General features: G+C 70.0%; 13 protein-coding genes, 1 pseudogene and 1 riboswitch. Of the genes and pseudogenes, 10 read left to right on the top strand and 4 right to left on the bottom strand.

The annotated features are described in order from the left end of the window. Window positions 1–7 precede the first annotated feature (7 nt). The gene (locus ACODTB_RS18190; RefSeq protein WP_291116503.1) at window positions 8–541 is read right to left on the bottom strand and encodes a TRAP transporter small permease; all 534 of its coding nucleotides are present in this window, start codon (window positions 539–541) and stop codon (window positions 8–10) included. Window positions 542–654: 113 nt separating this feature from the next. Between ACODTB_RS18190 and ACODTB_RS18185 the strand changes: the two genes are divergently transcribed. Then, the gene (locus ACODTB_RS18185; RefSeq protein WP_291116506.1) at window positions 655–1,305 is read left to right on the top strand and encodes a GntR family transcriptional regulator; all 651 of its coding nucleotides are present in this window, start codon (window positions 655–657) and stop codon (window positions 1,303–1,305) included. Between the two features lie 57 nt (window positions 1,306–1,362). Beyond that, window positions 1,363–1,662 (top strand): hypothetical protein, encoded by a 300-nt coding sequence (locus ACODTB_RS18180; protein ID WP_291116509.1) that lies wholly within the window; start codon window positions 1,363–1,365, stop codon window positions 1,660–1,662. Here the strand turns inward: ACODTB_RS18180 and ACODTB_RS18175 are convergent. Together ACODTB_RS18175 and ACODTB_RS18170 are read right to left on the bottom strand one after the other, a co-directional pair. Further along, window positions 1,659–2,264 carry a DNA-3-methyladenine glycosylase I gene (locus tag ACODTB_RS18175; RefSeq protein ID WP_291116512.1) on the bottom strand — a complete coding sequence of 202 codons (606 nt, stop codon included), beginning with the start codon at window positions 2,262–2,264 and terminating at the stop codon, window positions 1,659–1,661. The two genes, ACODTB_RS18180 and ACODTB_RS18175, sit on opposite strands and share 4 nt — an antisense overlap. Before the next feature lie 13 nt (window positions 2,265–2,277). Then, window positions 2,278–3,399, bottom strand: coding sequence for an MBL fold metallo-hydrolase (locus ACODTB_RS18170; RefSeq protein ID WP_291116515.1), 1,122 nt, complete (start codon window positions 3,397–3,399; stop codon window positions 2,278–2,280). 66 nt (window positions 3,400–3,465) lie between these two features. Between ACODTB_RS18170 and ACODTB_RS18165 the strand changes: the two genes are divergently transcribed. Further along, window positions 3,466–5,478, top strand: coding sequence for a spermidine synthase (locus ACODTB_RS18165; RefSeq protein ID WP_291116518.1), 2,013 nt, complete (start codon window positions 3,466–3,468; stop codon window positions 5,476–5,478). A gap of 33 nt (window positions 5,479–5,511) precedes the next feature. On the opposite strand, the gene ACODTB_RS18160 is transcribed toward ACODTB_RS18165, so the two are convergent. Continuing rightward, window positions 5,512–6,063: a glycine zipper 2TM domain-containing protein gene (locus ACODTB_RS18160; protein ID WP_291116521.1), complete on the bottom strand. Its 552-nt coding sequence runs from the start codon at window positions 6,061–6,063 to the stop codon at window positions 5,512–5,514. Between the two features lie 93 nt (window positions 6,064–6,156). Then, a riboswitch (TPP riboswitch) is annotated at window positions 6,157–6,271 on the top strand. A 117-nt stretch (window positions 6,272–6,388) separates the two neighbouring features. Between ACODTB_RS18160 and thiC the strand changes: the two genes are divergently transcribed. From thiC to asnB, 7 genes and pseudogenes are all read left to right on the top strand, one after another. Then, on the top strand, window positions 6,389–8,257 hold the full coding sequence (gene thiC, locus ACODTB_RS18155; RefSeq protein WP_291116524.1) for a phosphomethylpyrimidine synthase ThiC: 1,869 nt from the start codon (window positions 6,389–6,391) through the stop codon (window positions 8,255–8,257). Between the two features lie 10 nt (window positions 8,258–8,267). Continuing rightward, window positions 8,268–8,495, top strand: a pseudogene (locus ACODTB_RS18150) (DUF1653 domain-containing protein); the annotation flags it as partial. A gap of 15 nt (window positions 8,496–8,510) precedes the next feature. Further along, window positions 8,511–8,723: an oxidoreductase-like domain-containing protein gene (locus tag ACODTB_RS18145; protein ID WP_488929620.1), complete on the top strand. Its 213-nt coding sequence runs from the start codon at window positions 8,511–8,513 to the stop codon at window positions 8,721–8,723. Between the two features lie 124 nt (window positions 8,724–8,847). Further along, entirely contained in the window at window positions 8,848–9,894 is a 1,047-nt protein-coding gene (locus ACODTB_RS18140; protein WP_291116527.1) for a 3-oxoacyl-ACP synthase III family protein, read from the top strand. A gap of 10 nt (window positions 9,895–9,904) precedes the next feature. Continuing rightward, on the top strand, window positions 9,905–10,174 hold the full coding sequence (locus ACODTB_RS18135; protein WP_291116530.1) for an acyl carrier protein: 270 nt from the start codon (window positions 9,905–9,907) through the stop codon (window positions 10,172–10,174). Next, window positions 10,161–11,312 (top strand): hypothetical protein, encoded by a 1,152-nt coding sequence (locus ACODTB_RS18130; protein ID WP_291116534.1) that lies wholly within the window; start codon window positions 10,161–10,163, stop codon window positions 11,310–11,312. The genes ACODTB_RS18135 and ACODTB_RS18130 overlap by 14 nt, the downstream gene beginning before the upstream one ends. Window positions 11,313–11,339: 27 nt before the next feature. After that, window positions 11,340–13,280 carry an asparagine synthase (glutamine-hydrolyzing) gene (gene asnB, locus ACODTB_RS18125; RefSeq protein WP_291116537.1) on the top strand — a complete coding sequence of 647 codons (1,941 nt, stop codon included), beginning with the start codon at window positions 11,340–11,342 and terminating at the stop codon, window positions 13,278–13,280. Window positions 13,281–13,309: the final 29 nt, after the last annotated feature.

The following is a 13,309-nucleotide window of genomic DNA, read 5'->3' as shown; positions in this document are numbered from 1 at the left end:
TCCGGGTTCACAGGGCCTGCGGGTCGAAGCCTTCGACCCGGTCCCACTCGCCCGACACGACCCACTGCCGCGCCACCATCGCCAGGTGCACCAGCATCAGCGCCGCGCCCAGCGGCAACGCGAGGTACACCTTGCCCAGGGACCAGCCCAGCACCGGCGATTCCTGGTACCAGGCGAACTCCACGTACTCGACGCCCAGCCAGACCAGCGTCACCAGCGTGGCCGCGACGATGGCCACGATCAGCACACGCAGCCACCGCGCCAGGGCCACCGGCACCGAGGCCTGCAGCGTGTCGATGGCGATGTGGCCGCCCACGCGCAGCGCGGGCCCGGCGCCGATGAAGGCGGCCCAGATCATCATGTAACGCGTGGCCTCTTCCACCCAGGTGAAGGAGTGGCTGAAGGCATAGCGCGCGAACACGTTGCCGATCACCAGCGCGGCCATCACCCCCAGCAGCACGATGAGCACCCAGCGGTTGGCAGCGAGAAAGGCGCGCGCCAGCGGGTGCGCGAGAGAGGACGGGGAAGGCGGGGAACTCACGTGAATGTCTCCGGGTTGCTCAGCTTGACTTGCTGGGTGCAATGGTATCTGATATCTCAGATGTTAAATCAGCAATAACCCTATACTCTCCGCCACACGAACCTGACCACCCCATGAACACCACCCTGGAACTGCAACGCCCCCGACTGCTCACCGACGTGGTCGCCGAGCGGCTGCGCGAGGCCATCGTCAATGGCGACCTCAAGCTGGGCGAACAGGTGTCGGAGGCCCAGCTGGCCCAGCGCATGGGCGTGAGCAAGACGCCGGTGCGCGAGGCCCTGCTGCGGCTCAAGAGCGAAGGCCTGGTGGAGATCCATCCGCAGCGCGGCACCTTCGTCTTCACGCTCTCGCCGCAGGAGCTGTCGCACCTGCTGAAATTCCGCGCGATGGTGGAGACCGAGGCGCTGCGCGAGGCCATGCAGTCCCACCCGCGCGAGCTGCTGCAGCGCATGGCGCAGTGCGTGAAGGAAATGAAAACCGCCGAGCGCGCGAAAGACCTGCCCGCGCTCGCCCGCATCGACATGAACTTCCACTGGGCGTTCTTCGAGAACTGCGACAACCACTACCTGCGCGCCAGCTACGAGCTGCTGCGTTACCAGCTCACCGCGCTGCGCCACCGCTCGCCCATCAGCAACGCGGTCTCCAGCCACCAGGTGCTGGTGGACGCGGTGGAAGACCAGGACACTGAGAAGGCCAGCACCCTGCTGCACGGCCACGTGCTGGAAAACGAGCCGCGCTACCTGCTGGCCTGCGGCATCGCGTGACAGCGTGGGCGGCGGCCCTTCAGTACAATCGCCGACCCCTCACCCCGCGACCACCCCATGCAGTATTCCGTTTCGCACCACAAGCTCAAGCTCATCCTGGCCGCCCATGGCCTCAAGCCGGGCGATGCCGGCGGCATCGACGCGCTGTTCGGCGGCAAGGATGGCTACTACTGGTTCGGCACCGTGCGCGATCTCTGCCCCGAGGGCAAGACGCTGTCGTGGGAGAACCAGTACGCCATGGTCAATGCGATCCAGGCGCACGAGAACGCCACGGCCGAAGAGGACGAGATGAAGCCCCAGGTGCCCAGCGCGGCCAACATCGCGGCCCTCTCCAAGCTGCTGGCCGACCCGCTCTAAGGCCTGTTGAAGCGCCGGCGTGCCTGCGCGGCCTGCGCGCGCACCACGCAGGCCTCGGCGTGGTCGTTGATCAGGCCCATCGCCTGCATGAAGGCAAACACCGTGGTGGGGCCGACGAAGGCCCAGCCCAGCTTCTTCAAGTCCTTCGAGAGGCGCACGGAGGCCTCCGAGGTCGAGGCGGTCTGCGGCGTTCCCAGGCCGGCCTCATCGGGTTCGTAGCGCCAGAAGAACGCGGCCAGCGAACCCTCGGCTTTCACCATCTCCTGCGCGCGCTGCGCGTTGTTGATCACCGCCTCGATCTTGCCGCGGTGGCGCACGATGCCTTCGTTGCCCAGCAGGCGCTCCACGTCCCTGGCCGTGAAGCGGGCGACGCGATCGAAATCGAAGCCGTGGAAGGCGGCCCGGAAGTTCTCGCGCTTGGCGAGGATGGTGCGCCAGCTCAGGCCCGACTGGAAACTCTCCAGGCACAGCTTCTCGAACAGCCGGCGGTCGTCGTCGACCGGGAAGCCCCATTCCCGGTCGTGGTAGGCAAAGAACTCGGGCGCGGCGGCGCACCAGCGGCAACGGGGTTGGCCATCGGGGCCGGCAACGGTGGTGTTCATGCGAGGTCTTTCTTCAATCGAGGGGCCAGGGCAAATCCCGCTGGAGGGCCGGCGGCCCGGCCGGTGCGGGCGCGGCTTCGCTGCCCGCATTCAACCCGCGCCACCAGGGCACCACCACCTCCAGGTGGGCCGGCTCCACCGCCTCGCCCAGCCGGGGCATCAGCAAGGGGGTGCCCTGCCCTTGCGCGAGCTGCAGCAGGGTCTCCACCGGTTCGTCCCAGGCGTGCATGGCCAGGCTGAAGGTGCCCCAGTGCACCGGCAGCAGGGCGCCGCCGCCCAGCAGCGCGTGCGCCTTCAGGGCGTTGGCCGGCCCGAGGTGGATGTCGCCCCAGGCGGGGTGGAAGGCGCCCACCTCCAGCATGACCAGATCGAACGGCCCGAGCCGCTCGCGGATCGCGGCGTACTCGGTGGTCAGGCCGGTGTCGCCGCTGAAGAACACGCGGTGCCGCTCGCCGGCGATCACCATCGACGACCACAGCGTGGCGTTGCGGTCCTTGAAGCTGCGGCCGGAAAAGTGCTGTGACGGCGCCGCCGTGACCGTGATGCCGGTGCCGGGCACGCGGTGGCTGTCCCACCAGTCCAGCTCGGTGATGCGCTCGGCCGCCACGCCCCAGGCCTGCAGGTGCGCGCCCACGCCCAGCGAGGTGACGAAGGGCACGCGGCTGTGGCGCGCGAGCGCGCGGATGGTGGGGTAGTCCAGGTGGTCGTAGTGGTCGTGCGAGATCACCACCACGTCCACCTCGGGCATCTGCCGCAGGCGCAGCGGCACGGGCTGGAAGCGCTTGGGGCCGAGCAGGCGGAACGGCGAGGCGCGCGTGCCCCACACCGGGTCGGTCAGCACCCGGTGGCCGTCGATCTCGATCAGCACCGTGGAATGCCCCAGCCAGGTGGCGCGCAGGCCGCTCTGGGCCGGGCGGCCCCAGCGTTCGCGCGGGTCCAGCGAGGGCAGCGCGGCGCCCGGCAGGCGCCGGTCGCCCGCGCTCAGGAACTCCTTGAGCGTGGGCCGGGGCACCGTCAGGTCGCGCAGCCCGGGCAGCACCGGGTGCAGGTTGCGAAAACCCGTGCCGTCCCACCGGGGCGAAGCGCGCATGCGCTCCAGGCGCTCGCCCTGCGCCCGTCTGCCAAAACTGTTCATGGTGGTCACTCCTTTTGCGCGCGCCCGGCCATACTCCGGCATCCCGCCGACCAGGACCACACTACCATGCCTCTGTTCGCAGCCACGGTTTTCCTGTCCGCTTTCCTGCTGTTCCAGATCCAGCCCATCGTGGCCAAGATGATCCTGCCGTGGTTCGGTGGTTCGTCCTCGGTCTGGACGCTGTGCATGGTGTTCTTCCAGGTGGAGCTGCTGCTGGGCTATGCCTATGTGCACTGGGTGCACGAGAAGCTCAGCCCCCGGCGCCAGCCCTGGGTGCACGGCGCGCTGCTGCTGCTCAGCCTGGCCACCCTGCCGGTGGTGGCCGATCCTTCCTGGAAGCTCGACGCCCAGGCGCACCCGACCTGGAGCGTGCTCGGCGTGCTGGCCACCACGGTGGGTGTGCCCTACCTGCTGCTGTCCACCACCGGCCCGCTGATGCAGGCCTGGTACGCGCGCGCCTTCCTGGCCCACGGCGCGCAGCCCTACCGGCTGTACGCGCTGTCCAACCTGGCGTCCATGCTGGCGCTGCTGTCCTACCCGGTGCTGGTCGAGCCGGCGCTGGCGGTGACACCGCAGGCCTGGGTCTGGTCGGCCGGGTATGCGCTGTTCGTGCTGGTCTGCGTGGCCACGGCCGGTTACACGGTGCGGCGGCAGAACGGCGCCGAGGCCCACGCCGCACCGCTGGAAGACGCGCCCCGCCCCGGCTGGCGCGAGTGCCTGCTGTGGGTCGGCCTGGCGGCGACCGCCTCCACGCTGCTGCTGGCCATCACCCGCCATCTCACGCAGGACGTGGCGCCCGTGCCCTTCCTCTGGGTGCTGCCGCTGGCGCTGTACCTGCTGAGCTTCATCCTGTGCTTCGACGCGCCGCGCTACTACGTGCGCCCCTTCTTCCTGAGTCTGTTGCCACTGGCCTTCGTGGCGCTCGACGTGGCAATGAACCAGGGCCTGGACGTGCCCATGCTGGTGGCGCTGCTGTGCGCGGCGGTGTTCGTGTTCTGCATGGTCTGCCATGGCGAACTGGTGCGCCGCCGCCCGCCGCTGCGCCACCTCACGCTGTTCTACCTGATGCTCTCGGTGGGCGGCGCGCTGGGCGGCCTGTTCGTGGGCCTGGTGGCGCCAGCGGTCTTCAGCGCCTACTTCGAACTGCCGCTGGGCCTGTTCCTGTGCGCGCTGCTGGTGGTGCGGGTGCTCTGGCCCGGGCTGCGCGCGCGCTGGCGCGCCGCCCTGCTGCTGGCGCTGCTGCTCTATGGCGCGCGCCTGGCCAGCCTCTCGCTGGACGATGTGCGGGGCTACACCGAGGTGGTGCGCAACTTCTACAGCCAGACGCGCATCGAGCAGAGCGTGGACGAGGACGGCCTGGGCCCGGTCCGCAAGATGGTGCACGGCAGCATCACGCACGGCGAGCAGTACCTGAACCACCCCAGGCGCGCCACCGCCTACTACTGCGAGCGCACCGGCATCGGCCGCGCGTTGTTGAGCCTGCCCACCGACCGACCCCGCAAGCTGGGCGTGGTGGGCCTGGGCGCGGGCACGCTCGCGGTGTACGGCCGCGCGGGCGACGAGATGCGCCTGTACGAGATCAACGACCAGGTGCTGGACCTGGCGCGGCGGCACTTCAGCTTCCTCGCCGACAGCGCCGCGCGCACCGTGCCGGTGCTGGGCGACGGCCGCCTGATGCTGGAACACGAGACCCCGCAGGCCTTCGACCTGCTGGCCATGGACGCGTTTTCAGGCGACTCGATTCCCACCCACCTGCTCACGCTCGAGGCCTTCCAGGCCTACCAGCGCCACATGAAACCCGATGGGCTGCTGGCGGTGCACATCACCAACACCTACCTGGACCTGCGCCCGGTCATGGCCTCGGCCGCGCAAGACATGGGCAAGGTGGCCTTGCTGCTGGAACTGCCCTCGGGCCACGGCGACCCGTTCTGCCGGCGCTCGTCGTGGGTGGTGTTCGTCAACCCCACACAGGCGGCGCACCTGCCACCGGCCTTGCAGGGCGCTCAGGTGCTGCAACCCCGGCCGGGTTTCCGGCCGTGGACGGACACCTTTTCCAACCTGTTCGACATCCTGATCTGAGTTGCATTCTTTTTCAAATGCGCCGCGCCGGCTTCACGACTTCGCGTCGGGCGGTGGTGTGGTGACCACCTGGCCGTCCTTCACCGGCAGCGTCGCGCCCGGCTTGAACGAGGTGCGCACCGTGCCGTCCTTGCCGTCCAGGCGGTAGGTCACCTGGTAGCCGCTGAGCTTCTGCGTCTTTTCGTTGACCGTCTTGCAGCGCCGCTCCACCGAAGCGACCGTGTCCTTCTGCTGCATGTTCTTCTGCACCTGGTTGCCGGCATAGCCGCCCGCCGCGGCGCCGGCCACGGTCGCCAGCGTCTTGCCGCTGCCACCGCCGATGGTGCTGCCCAGCAGGCCGCCGGCCACGCCGCCGATCACCGTGCCGGCGATGCGGTGCTGGTCCTTCACGGGGGCCTGCCTTTGCACCGCCACGTCCTCGCAATGCTCGCGCGGCGTGACCACGGTGGCCATGACTTCCTTCACCTCGACAACCTCGGCGACTTTGGGTTTCATCAGCGTCTGGTAGCCGGTGACGCCGCTGGCGCCGATGACGACCGTGGCGAGCCCGCCGACGACCAGTCCCTTCATCATTGATTTGTCCATGTGCTCATCCTGCCTTTCTGAGGAATCGATCTTGCCGGGCAATCTATCGCTGTTCTGTCGTGTTCTTGTGACAAAGCGTGTCCGAGTACACTCCCCCCTGCTCCGGGGTGCACGGGCTCGAAAGGGTCCGGCGCTGAGACGGCTTGACGGCCGAACCCGTGAACTTGATCCGGTTAGTACCGGCGAAAGAAGAGCGCATGCCCCACGGCGGCATGCGGGTGTGGCCCTTCCCCTGGCGGAAGGGCGGCGCCCGCGCACGCGGTCACCGGGGCGGTCCTCCGGAGCATTCATCCATGCCCATCCACCGGAACCGGAAACCGCCACCATGAACGCCCCCGACAAGATCCCCACCGCCTCCCTCGCGCTCAGCCGCGAGCCCTTTCCCGCCTCCCGCAAGATCCACGTGTCTGGCCAGCAGCCCGGCGTGAACGTGCCCATGCGCGAGATCGCGCTCACCAACGGCGAGCGCGTCGTGGTGTACGACACCTCGGGCCCGTACTCGGAGCCCACGGCCGCGATCGACGTGACGCGCGGCCTGCCCGAGGTGCGCGGCGCGTGGATCACCGCGCGTGGCGACACCGAGAGCTACGAAGGCCGCGCGCGCCAGGCGCTGGACGACGGCGTGAAGCACGAAGCCCGGGATGCCGAACGCATCGAGGCCTTGCGCGCCTCCGCCACCGGCCTGCAGCGCACGCCGCGCCGCGCGCGCAGCGGCCTGAACGTGACGCAGATGCACTACGCGCGCCGCGGCATCGTCACGCCCGAGATGGAATACGTGGCCGTGCGCGAGAACGGCAAGCGCGAATGGATGGCCGAGTACCTGGGCGACGCGGCGCGCGAAGCGCGCCTGCGCGGCAACCCCATGGGCGCACGCATACCCGAGATCATCACACCCGAGTTCGTGCGCGACGAAGTGGCGCGCGGCCGCGCCATCATCCCGGCCAACATCAACCACCCCGAGGTCGAGCCGATGGCGATCGGCCGCAACTTCCTCGTCAAGGTCAACGCCAACATCGGCAACTCCGCCGTCACCTCCAGCATCGAGGAGGAAGTGGACAAGCTGGTGTGGGCGATCCGCTGGGGGGCGGACAACGTGATGGACCTCTCCACCGGCCGCAACATCCACACCACGCGCGACTGGATCGTGCGCAACTCGCCGGTGCCCATCGGCACGGTGCCGATCTACCAGGCGCTGGAGAAGGTGGGCGGCGTGGCCGAGGACCTCACCTGGGCGATCTACCGCGACACGCTGATCGAGCAGGCCGAACAGGGCGTGGACTACTTCACCATCCACGCCGGCGTGCGCCTGCCCTTCATCCACCTCACCGCGAACCGCCGCACCGGCATCGTCTCGCGCGGCGGCTCCATCATGGCCAAGTGGTGCATCACGCACCACCAGGAGAGCTTTCTCTACACGCACTTCGACGAGATCTGCGAGATCATGAAGGCCTACGACGTGAGCTTCTCGCTCGGCGACGGCCTGCGCCCCGGCAGCGCGGCCGACGCCAACGACGAGGCCCAGTTCGCCGAATTGAAAACCCTGGGCGAGCTCACGCAGACCGCGTGGAAGCACGACGTGCAGACCATGATCGAAGGGCCGGGCCACGTGCCGATGCACCTGGTCCAGGCCAACATGGACGAGCAGCTCAAGCACTGCCACGAGGCCCCGTTCTACACCCTGGGCCCGCTCACCATCGACATCGCGCCCGGCTACGACCACATCGCCTCGGCCATCGGTGCGGCCATGATCGGCTGGATGGGCACGGCCATGCTCTGCTACGTCACGCCCAAGGAGCACCTGGGCCTGCCCGACCGCGACGACGTGAAGCAGGGCCTGATCGCCTACAAGATCGCCGCGCACGCGGCCGACATCGCCAAAGGACACCCCGGCGCCCGCGCGCGCGACGACGCCATGAGCAAGGCGCGCTTCGAGTTCCGCTGGCACGACCAGTTCAACCTGGGCCTTGACCCGGACACCGCGCGCGACTTCCACGACGAGACCCTGCCCAAGGACAGCAGCAAGGAAGCCCACTTCTGCAGCATGTGCGGGCCGAAGTTCTGCTCGATGAAGATCACGCAGGACGTGCGCGACTACGCCGAGAAAGGCATGGCCGGCAAATCGGCCGAGTTCAAGGCCGCCGGCGGCGAGTTCTACGTGCCGGTGCCGTCGATCCCGATCAAGGCCGGCGCCTAAACTCCCCGCCATGACCGACGACGACCTGCCCCCGCTGAACCCCACGCCGCCTGGCCTCTACCGCCACTACAAGGGCGGCTGGTACGAGGTGCTGGACACCGTGCGCTGCAGCGAGACCCTGGAAGGCATGACCCTGTACCGCGCGCTCTACGGCGGCTGGGGCCTGTGGGTGCGGCCGGCGGCCATGTTCGCGGAGGTGGGCACGTTCGAGGGGCGCGAACAACCGCGCTTCACGCGGCACGACCCGGCCGGCGTGCCGCTGGCCGACCTGCCCACCGCGCAGGCGCTGATCGCCCACCTGCGCGGCCTGGCGCTGCGCCGGGGCATGGACCTGGACAGCGCCCTGCGCCCGCCGCCGCCCGAGCCCGACACCTGCTGCGGGCGGGGTTGCAACGGCTGCGTCTGGGAAGGTTTCTACACCGCGCTGCACCACTGGCGGGAGGACGCGCTGGCCCGTCTTTTGTGACATTTGACCGGCCCCGGGCCCGGGCGGCGCCTCGGCCCGGGGCCCTTCCGTATACTGGCCGGGGTACACAACCAGCGCCCGGACTCCGCGCCCGGGACGCGACCGATTCAACAAGGGAAGTCGAGTGAGCCAATCGAACATCGGCGGTTTCCGCATCGCAGGCATCAGCACGTGCCTGCCTCCGATGGTCGTGGACAACCTCGATCCGGCCCTGGGCTTCCCGCCGGAAGACGTGCGCAAGGTGGTGGCGATGGCCGGCGTGCGCGAGCGCCGGGTGGTGGACCCGTCGATCACCTCCGCCGACCTGTGCTTTCGCGCCGCCACGCGGCTGATGGAGCGCCTGGGCTGGGCGCCCGACACGGTGAGCGCGCTGATCTTCGTCACCCAGACGCCCGACCACTTCCTGCCCTCCACCAGCTGCCTGCTGCAGCAGCGCCTGGGCCTGCCCGACAGCTGCGCTGCGTTCGACGTCGGCCTGGGCTGCTCCGGCTACCCCTATGGCCTGTACATCGCCGCCGCCATGCTGCGCGCCGGCGGCCACCAGCGCGTGCTGATGCTGCACGGCGAAACGCCCAGCCGCTTCGTGAGCCCGGAAGACCAGGCCACGGTGCTGCTGTTCAGCGACGCCGGCTCGGCCACCGCGCTGGAGCTCGACGGCACGCCCGGGGCCGGCGGCCAGTTCGTGCTGCACACCGATGGCAGCGGCGCCAACGGGCTGATCCTGCGCGGCGGCGCCTTCCGCGACCGCGAGCCGGCCAACCCGCGCCATCATTTCCTGGAAATGGACGGCGCGGCCATCTTCAACTTCACCATCAAGCGCGTGCCGCCGCTGATCGCCGAGACGCTGGCCTTCGCGGGCAAGACAGTGGCCGACGTGGACGCCTTCGTGTTCCACCAGTCCAACCGCTTCATCATGAAACACCTGATGAAGAAGAGCGGACTGCCGGACGACCGGGTGCCGATGTCGATCGAGGACAGCGGCAACTGCGGCGGCCCCTCGGTGGCCGTGGCCATGACGCGCCGGCTCGCCCCGCCCGCGCCGGGGCAGCGGCTTCACTGGATGCTGCTGGGCTATGGCGTCGGCCTGTCATGGGGCGCGGCCATGATCCAGATCGACGACCGGACCCTGCTGCTGCACGACGACGGCGAAGGCCTGTCGTCATTGAACTGAGGTTTCACCGATGAGCGAACCAGCCAAGACCCAGGTCTCCGTGAGCGATGCCCTCGCCATGCTCGCGGACTGCTTCAACCTGCCCGTGGAAGACGTGCACGCCGACCTGCAGCGCGACGCCATCGACGACTGGGACTCCATGGGCGCCCTCATGCTCATGGCCGAACTCGACGAGCGCTTCGGCATCGAGCTCACCGCCGAGGTCTCGCGCGAGATGACCCGCATCGGCGATGTGCTGGCCTTCCTCAAGGTGCACGGGGTGCTGAGTGAAAACGCCTGATGTGCGGCGCTCCGTGGCGCCCGCCCCCCGTCTGCCCGAGCACGAGAAGCTCGGCCGGCTGGTGGCGCGCAGCCTGGGGCTGGACGCCACGGCGCTGCAGCTCGGCCTGAACCCGGCCCTGCTCGCCGACCTGCCCGAGGTCATCGCGCTGCGCCGCGAGCACCTCAACGGCAGCTGGGACGACGACACCTACCTGCGCTGGCGCTACCGGCTCGGGCGCGCCAGCGGCGGCTTCGGCGACCTGTGGTGCCTGCGCGCCAAGGGCCGGCTGCTGGCCATCATCGGCGTGGAGGAACTGCGCGTCGAGCACGACGGCCAGCGGCTCGCGGGCGCGCAGGTGATGGACCTGCTGGTGCGGCCCGAGGCGCAGGAGTCGGGCCTGGGCATCTGGCTCAACCAGGCCATGCTCGCGCGGTACGACTTCACCCTCGCGGTGGGCGCCAACCAGAACTCGGCCGGCATCGTGCGCCGCATGTTCGAGCCGCTGCCCTCGCGCCTGACCTTCACCCACCCGCTGGACCTCGCACCCTTCGTGCGCCGCCGCTGGCCGGCGGTGGCCGGCCTGCCCCTGGCCATGCGCGTGGCCAACGGCGGCCTGGCCCTGCGCCGGCTCGCGCTGCGCCGCCACCGGCCGCGCGGCCTCACGCTGGAAAACACCACCCGGCTCGACCCGGCACTGGCCGTGCCCGACACCCTCGATCCGGCCAGCGTACACCTGCGCCGCGACAGCAGCTACCTGCAGCAGCGGCTGCTGGGCAACCCCCGGCGTTCGCTCGTGATGCGCGTGGCACGGCGGGACAACAAGGTGGTGGGCCTGATCGCCTGGGCCATGGAGGTCGACGACAAAGGCCGACCCGAGCTGCACGTGATCGACTGGCACCACGACACCGAAGCCACCCTGCTCGGCCTGCTGCACGACGCGGTGCGCGAAGCCGCCGCCCGGCGCTGCAGCTGCGTGCGCCTCAACCTGCAGGACAGCCTCACACAGCGTGTGGCCGCACGCGCCGGCTTCCTGCCTTCGCGCGACGACGCCGGCCGCCTGTGCGGCGTGCAGTCGCGCGACACGGCCCTGGCCAAACGGCTGGCCAAGGCGCGCTGGGACCTGACCGACGCGAGCGACGACAGCGATGCGCTCTGAGCCGCCACACGCCGAAAAGGCCTGACCATGTGCGGCATCGCTGGCCTCTTCAGCCCCCGGCGTGCCCCCGAACGGGCCGAGCTGGACGCCATGATCGGCACGCTGGGCCACCGCGGCCCGGACGGCCGGGGCACCTGGGTCGAAGGCCCGATCGGCCTGGCCCATGCGCGCCTGGCCATCATCGACCCCGAAGGCGGCGCCCAGCCCATGGGCAGCGCGGACGGCCGCGTGCAGCTGGTCTTCAACGGCGAGATCTTCAACTACATCGAGCTGCGCGAAGAACTGCGCCAGGCCGGCCACCGCTTCGCCACCGACTCCGACACCGAGGTGCTGCTGCACGCCTACCAGGCCTGGGGCGATGCCTTTCTGTCGCGCCTGAACGGGCAGTTCGCTCTCGGCCTGTGGGACGGCCCGCGCCAGCGCCTGCTGCTGGCGCGCGACGGCGTGGGCATCCGCCCCCTGTTCTGGACGCGCGTGGGCCCGCGGCTGGCCTTCGCCTCCGAAGCCAAGGCCCTGTTCGCGCTGCCCGAGGTCCCGCGCGGGCTCGACCCCGCCGGCCTGGCGGCCAGCTTCGGCTGGTGGGCACCGCTCGCACCGCACTCGGCCTTCGAAGGCATCCACTGCCTGCCGCCCGGCCACTGCCTGGTGGTGGACGCCCAGGGCGAGACGCTCACGCGCTGGTGGGACTGGGACTTCCCCCTCACCGACCCCTTCGCGCCGGTCGACGAAGACGCGCTGGCCGACGAGCTGCACGCCCTGCTGGTGGACGCGGTGCGCCTGCAGCTGCGCGCGGACGTGCCGGTGGGCGCCTACCTCAGCGGCGGGCTGGACTCGTCCATCCTCACCACCATCATCCGCCGCCACACCGACACGCCGCTGCGCAGCTTCTCGCTCACCTTCGACGACGCCGAGTTCGACGAAAGCGAGCACCAGCAGGCCATGGTGCGGCACCTGAACACGCAGCACTCGTCCATCGGCTGCGGCCGGCACCACATCGCCGCCGAATTCGCGCGCACCGTGTGGCACGCCGAGACCCCGCTGGTGCGCACCGCCCCCACCCCTATGCTGCGCCTGGCCGACAGCGTGCGCGCCGCCGGCTACAAGGTGGTGCTCACCGGCGAAGGCGCTGACGAGGTCTTCGGCGGCTACGACCTGTTCAAGGAGGCCAAGATCCGCCGCTTCGTCGCGCAGCTGCCCGACTCGCCGCGCCGCGCGCGCGTGGTCGAGCGGCTCTACCCCTGGCTCGCGCGCTCGCCCGGCGGCTCCAACGCGATGTCGCAGCGCTTCTTCACCGACAGCACCGTGCCCGGCGACGACGCAAGCTTCGCGCACCAGACCCGCCTGTCCACCACGCGGCGCGCCTGGGCATTCTTCACGCCCGAACAGCAGCAGGCCCTGGCGCGGCACGACCCGGCCGCCCAGCTGCGCGCGCGCCTGCCCGACCACTTCCACCAGTGGCTGCCGATGGCGCGCGACCAGTACGTGGAAGCGCACACGCTCATGAGCGGCTACCTGCTGGCCGCGCAGGGCGACCGCATGGCCATGGCCGCGTCGATCGAAGGGCGCTACCCCTTCCTCGACCCGCGCGTGATCGCCTTCGCCAGCCGACTGCCGCCGCGCCTGAAAATGCGCGGCCTGTGCGAGAAACTGCTGCTGCGCAAAGCCTTCGCGCACGAGCTGCCGCTGCAGATCGGCCGCCGCACCAAGCAGCCGTACCGCTCGCCCGACAGCGCCAGCTTCTTCGAGGCCGGCAAGCCCCTGCCCTGGGTGGCCGAGCTGCTGAGCGAGGCCAGCGTGCGCGACGCCGGCCTGTTCGATGCTCCCGCCGTCGCCCGGCTCAGTGCCAAGTGCGCGGCCGGCCGCGCCATTGGCTTCGCCGACAACATGGCCTTCGTGGGCGTGCTCTCCACCATGCTGCTGCACGGGCAGTTCGTGCGGCCCGCCACCCCTGTGCTGGAACCTGTATGAGCGCCGCGCCGGGCCGTTCCCAAGCAAGC

The organism is Hydrogenophaga sp. FG152 (assembly GCF_057809615.1).
The sequence above is the reverse complement of the archived record's forward strand: the minus strand, read 5'-3'. Positions and strand labels throughout refer to the sequence as shown.

Bases quoted from the DNA above. Each gene is read 5' to 3' on its own strand.
- ACODTB_RS18185 (WP_291116506.1), top strand. From the start codon at position 655: ATGAACACCACCCTGGAACTGCAACGCCCCCGACTGCTCACCGACGTG.
- ACODTB_RS18180 (WP_291116509.1), top strand. From the start codon at position 1,363: ATGCAGTATTCCGTTTCGCACCACAAGCTCAAGCTCATCCTGGCCGCC.
- ACODTB_RS18175 (WP_291116512.1), bottom strand. From the start codon at position 2,264: ATGAACACCACCGTTGCCGGCCCCGATGGCCAACCCCGTTGCCGCTGG.
- ACODTB_RS18170 (WP_291116515.1), bottom strand. From the start codon at position 3,399: ATGAACAGTTTTGGCAGACGGGCGCAGGGCGAGCGCCTGGAGCGCATG.
- ACODTB_RS18165 (WP_291116518.1), top strand. From the start codon at position 3,466: ATGCCTCTGTTCGCAGCCACGGTTTTCCTGTCCGCTTTCCTGCTGTTC.
- ACODTB_RS18160 (WP_291116521.1), bottom strand. From the start codon at position 6,063: ATGGACAAATCAATGATGAAGGGACTGGTCGTCGGCGGGCTCGCCACG.
- thiC (WP_291116524.1), top strand. From the start codon at position 6,389: ATGAACGCCCCCGACAAGATCCCCACCGCCTCCCTCGCGCTCAGCCGC.
- ACODTB_RS18135 (WP_291116530.1), top strand. From the start codon at position 9,905: ATGAGCGAACCAGCCAAGACCCAGGTCTCCGTGAGCGATGCCCTCGCC.
- asnB (WP_291116537.1), top strand. From the start codon at position 11,340: ATGTGCGGCATCGCTGGCCTCTTCAGCCCCCGGCGTGCCCCCGAACGG.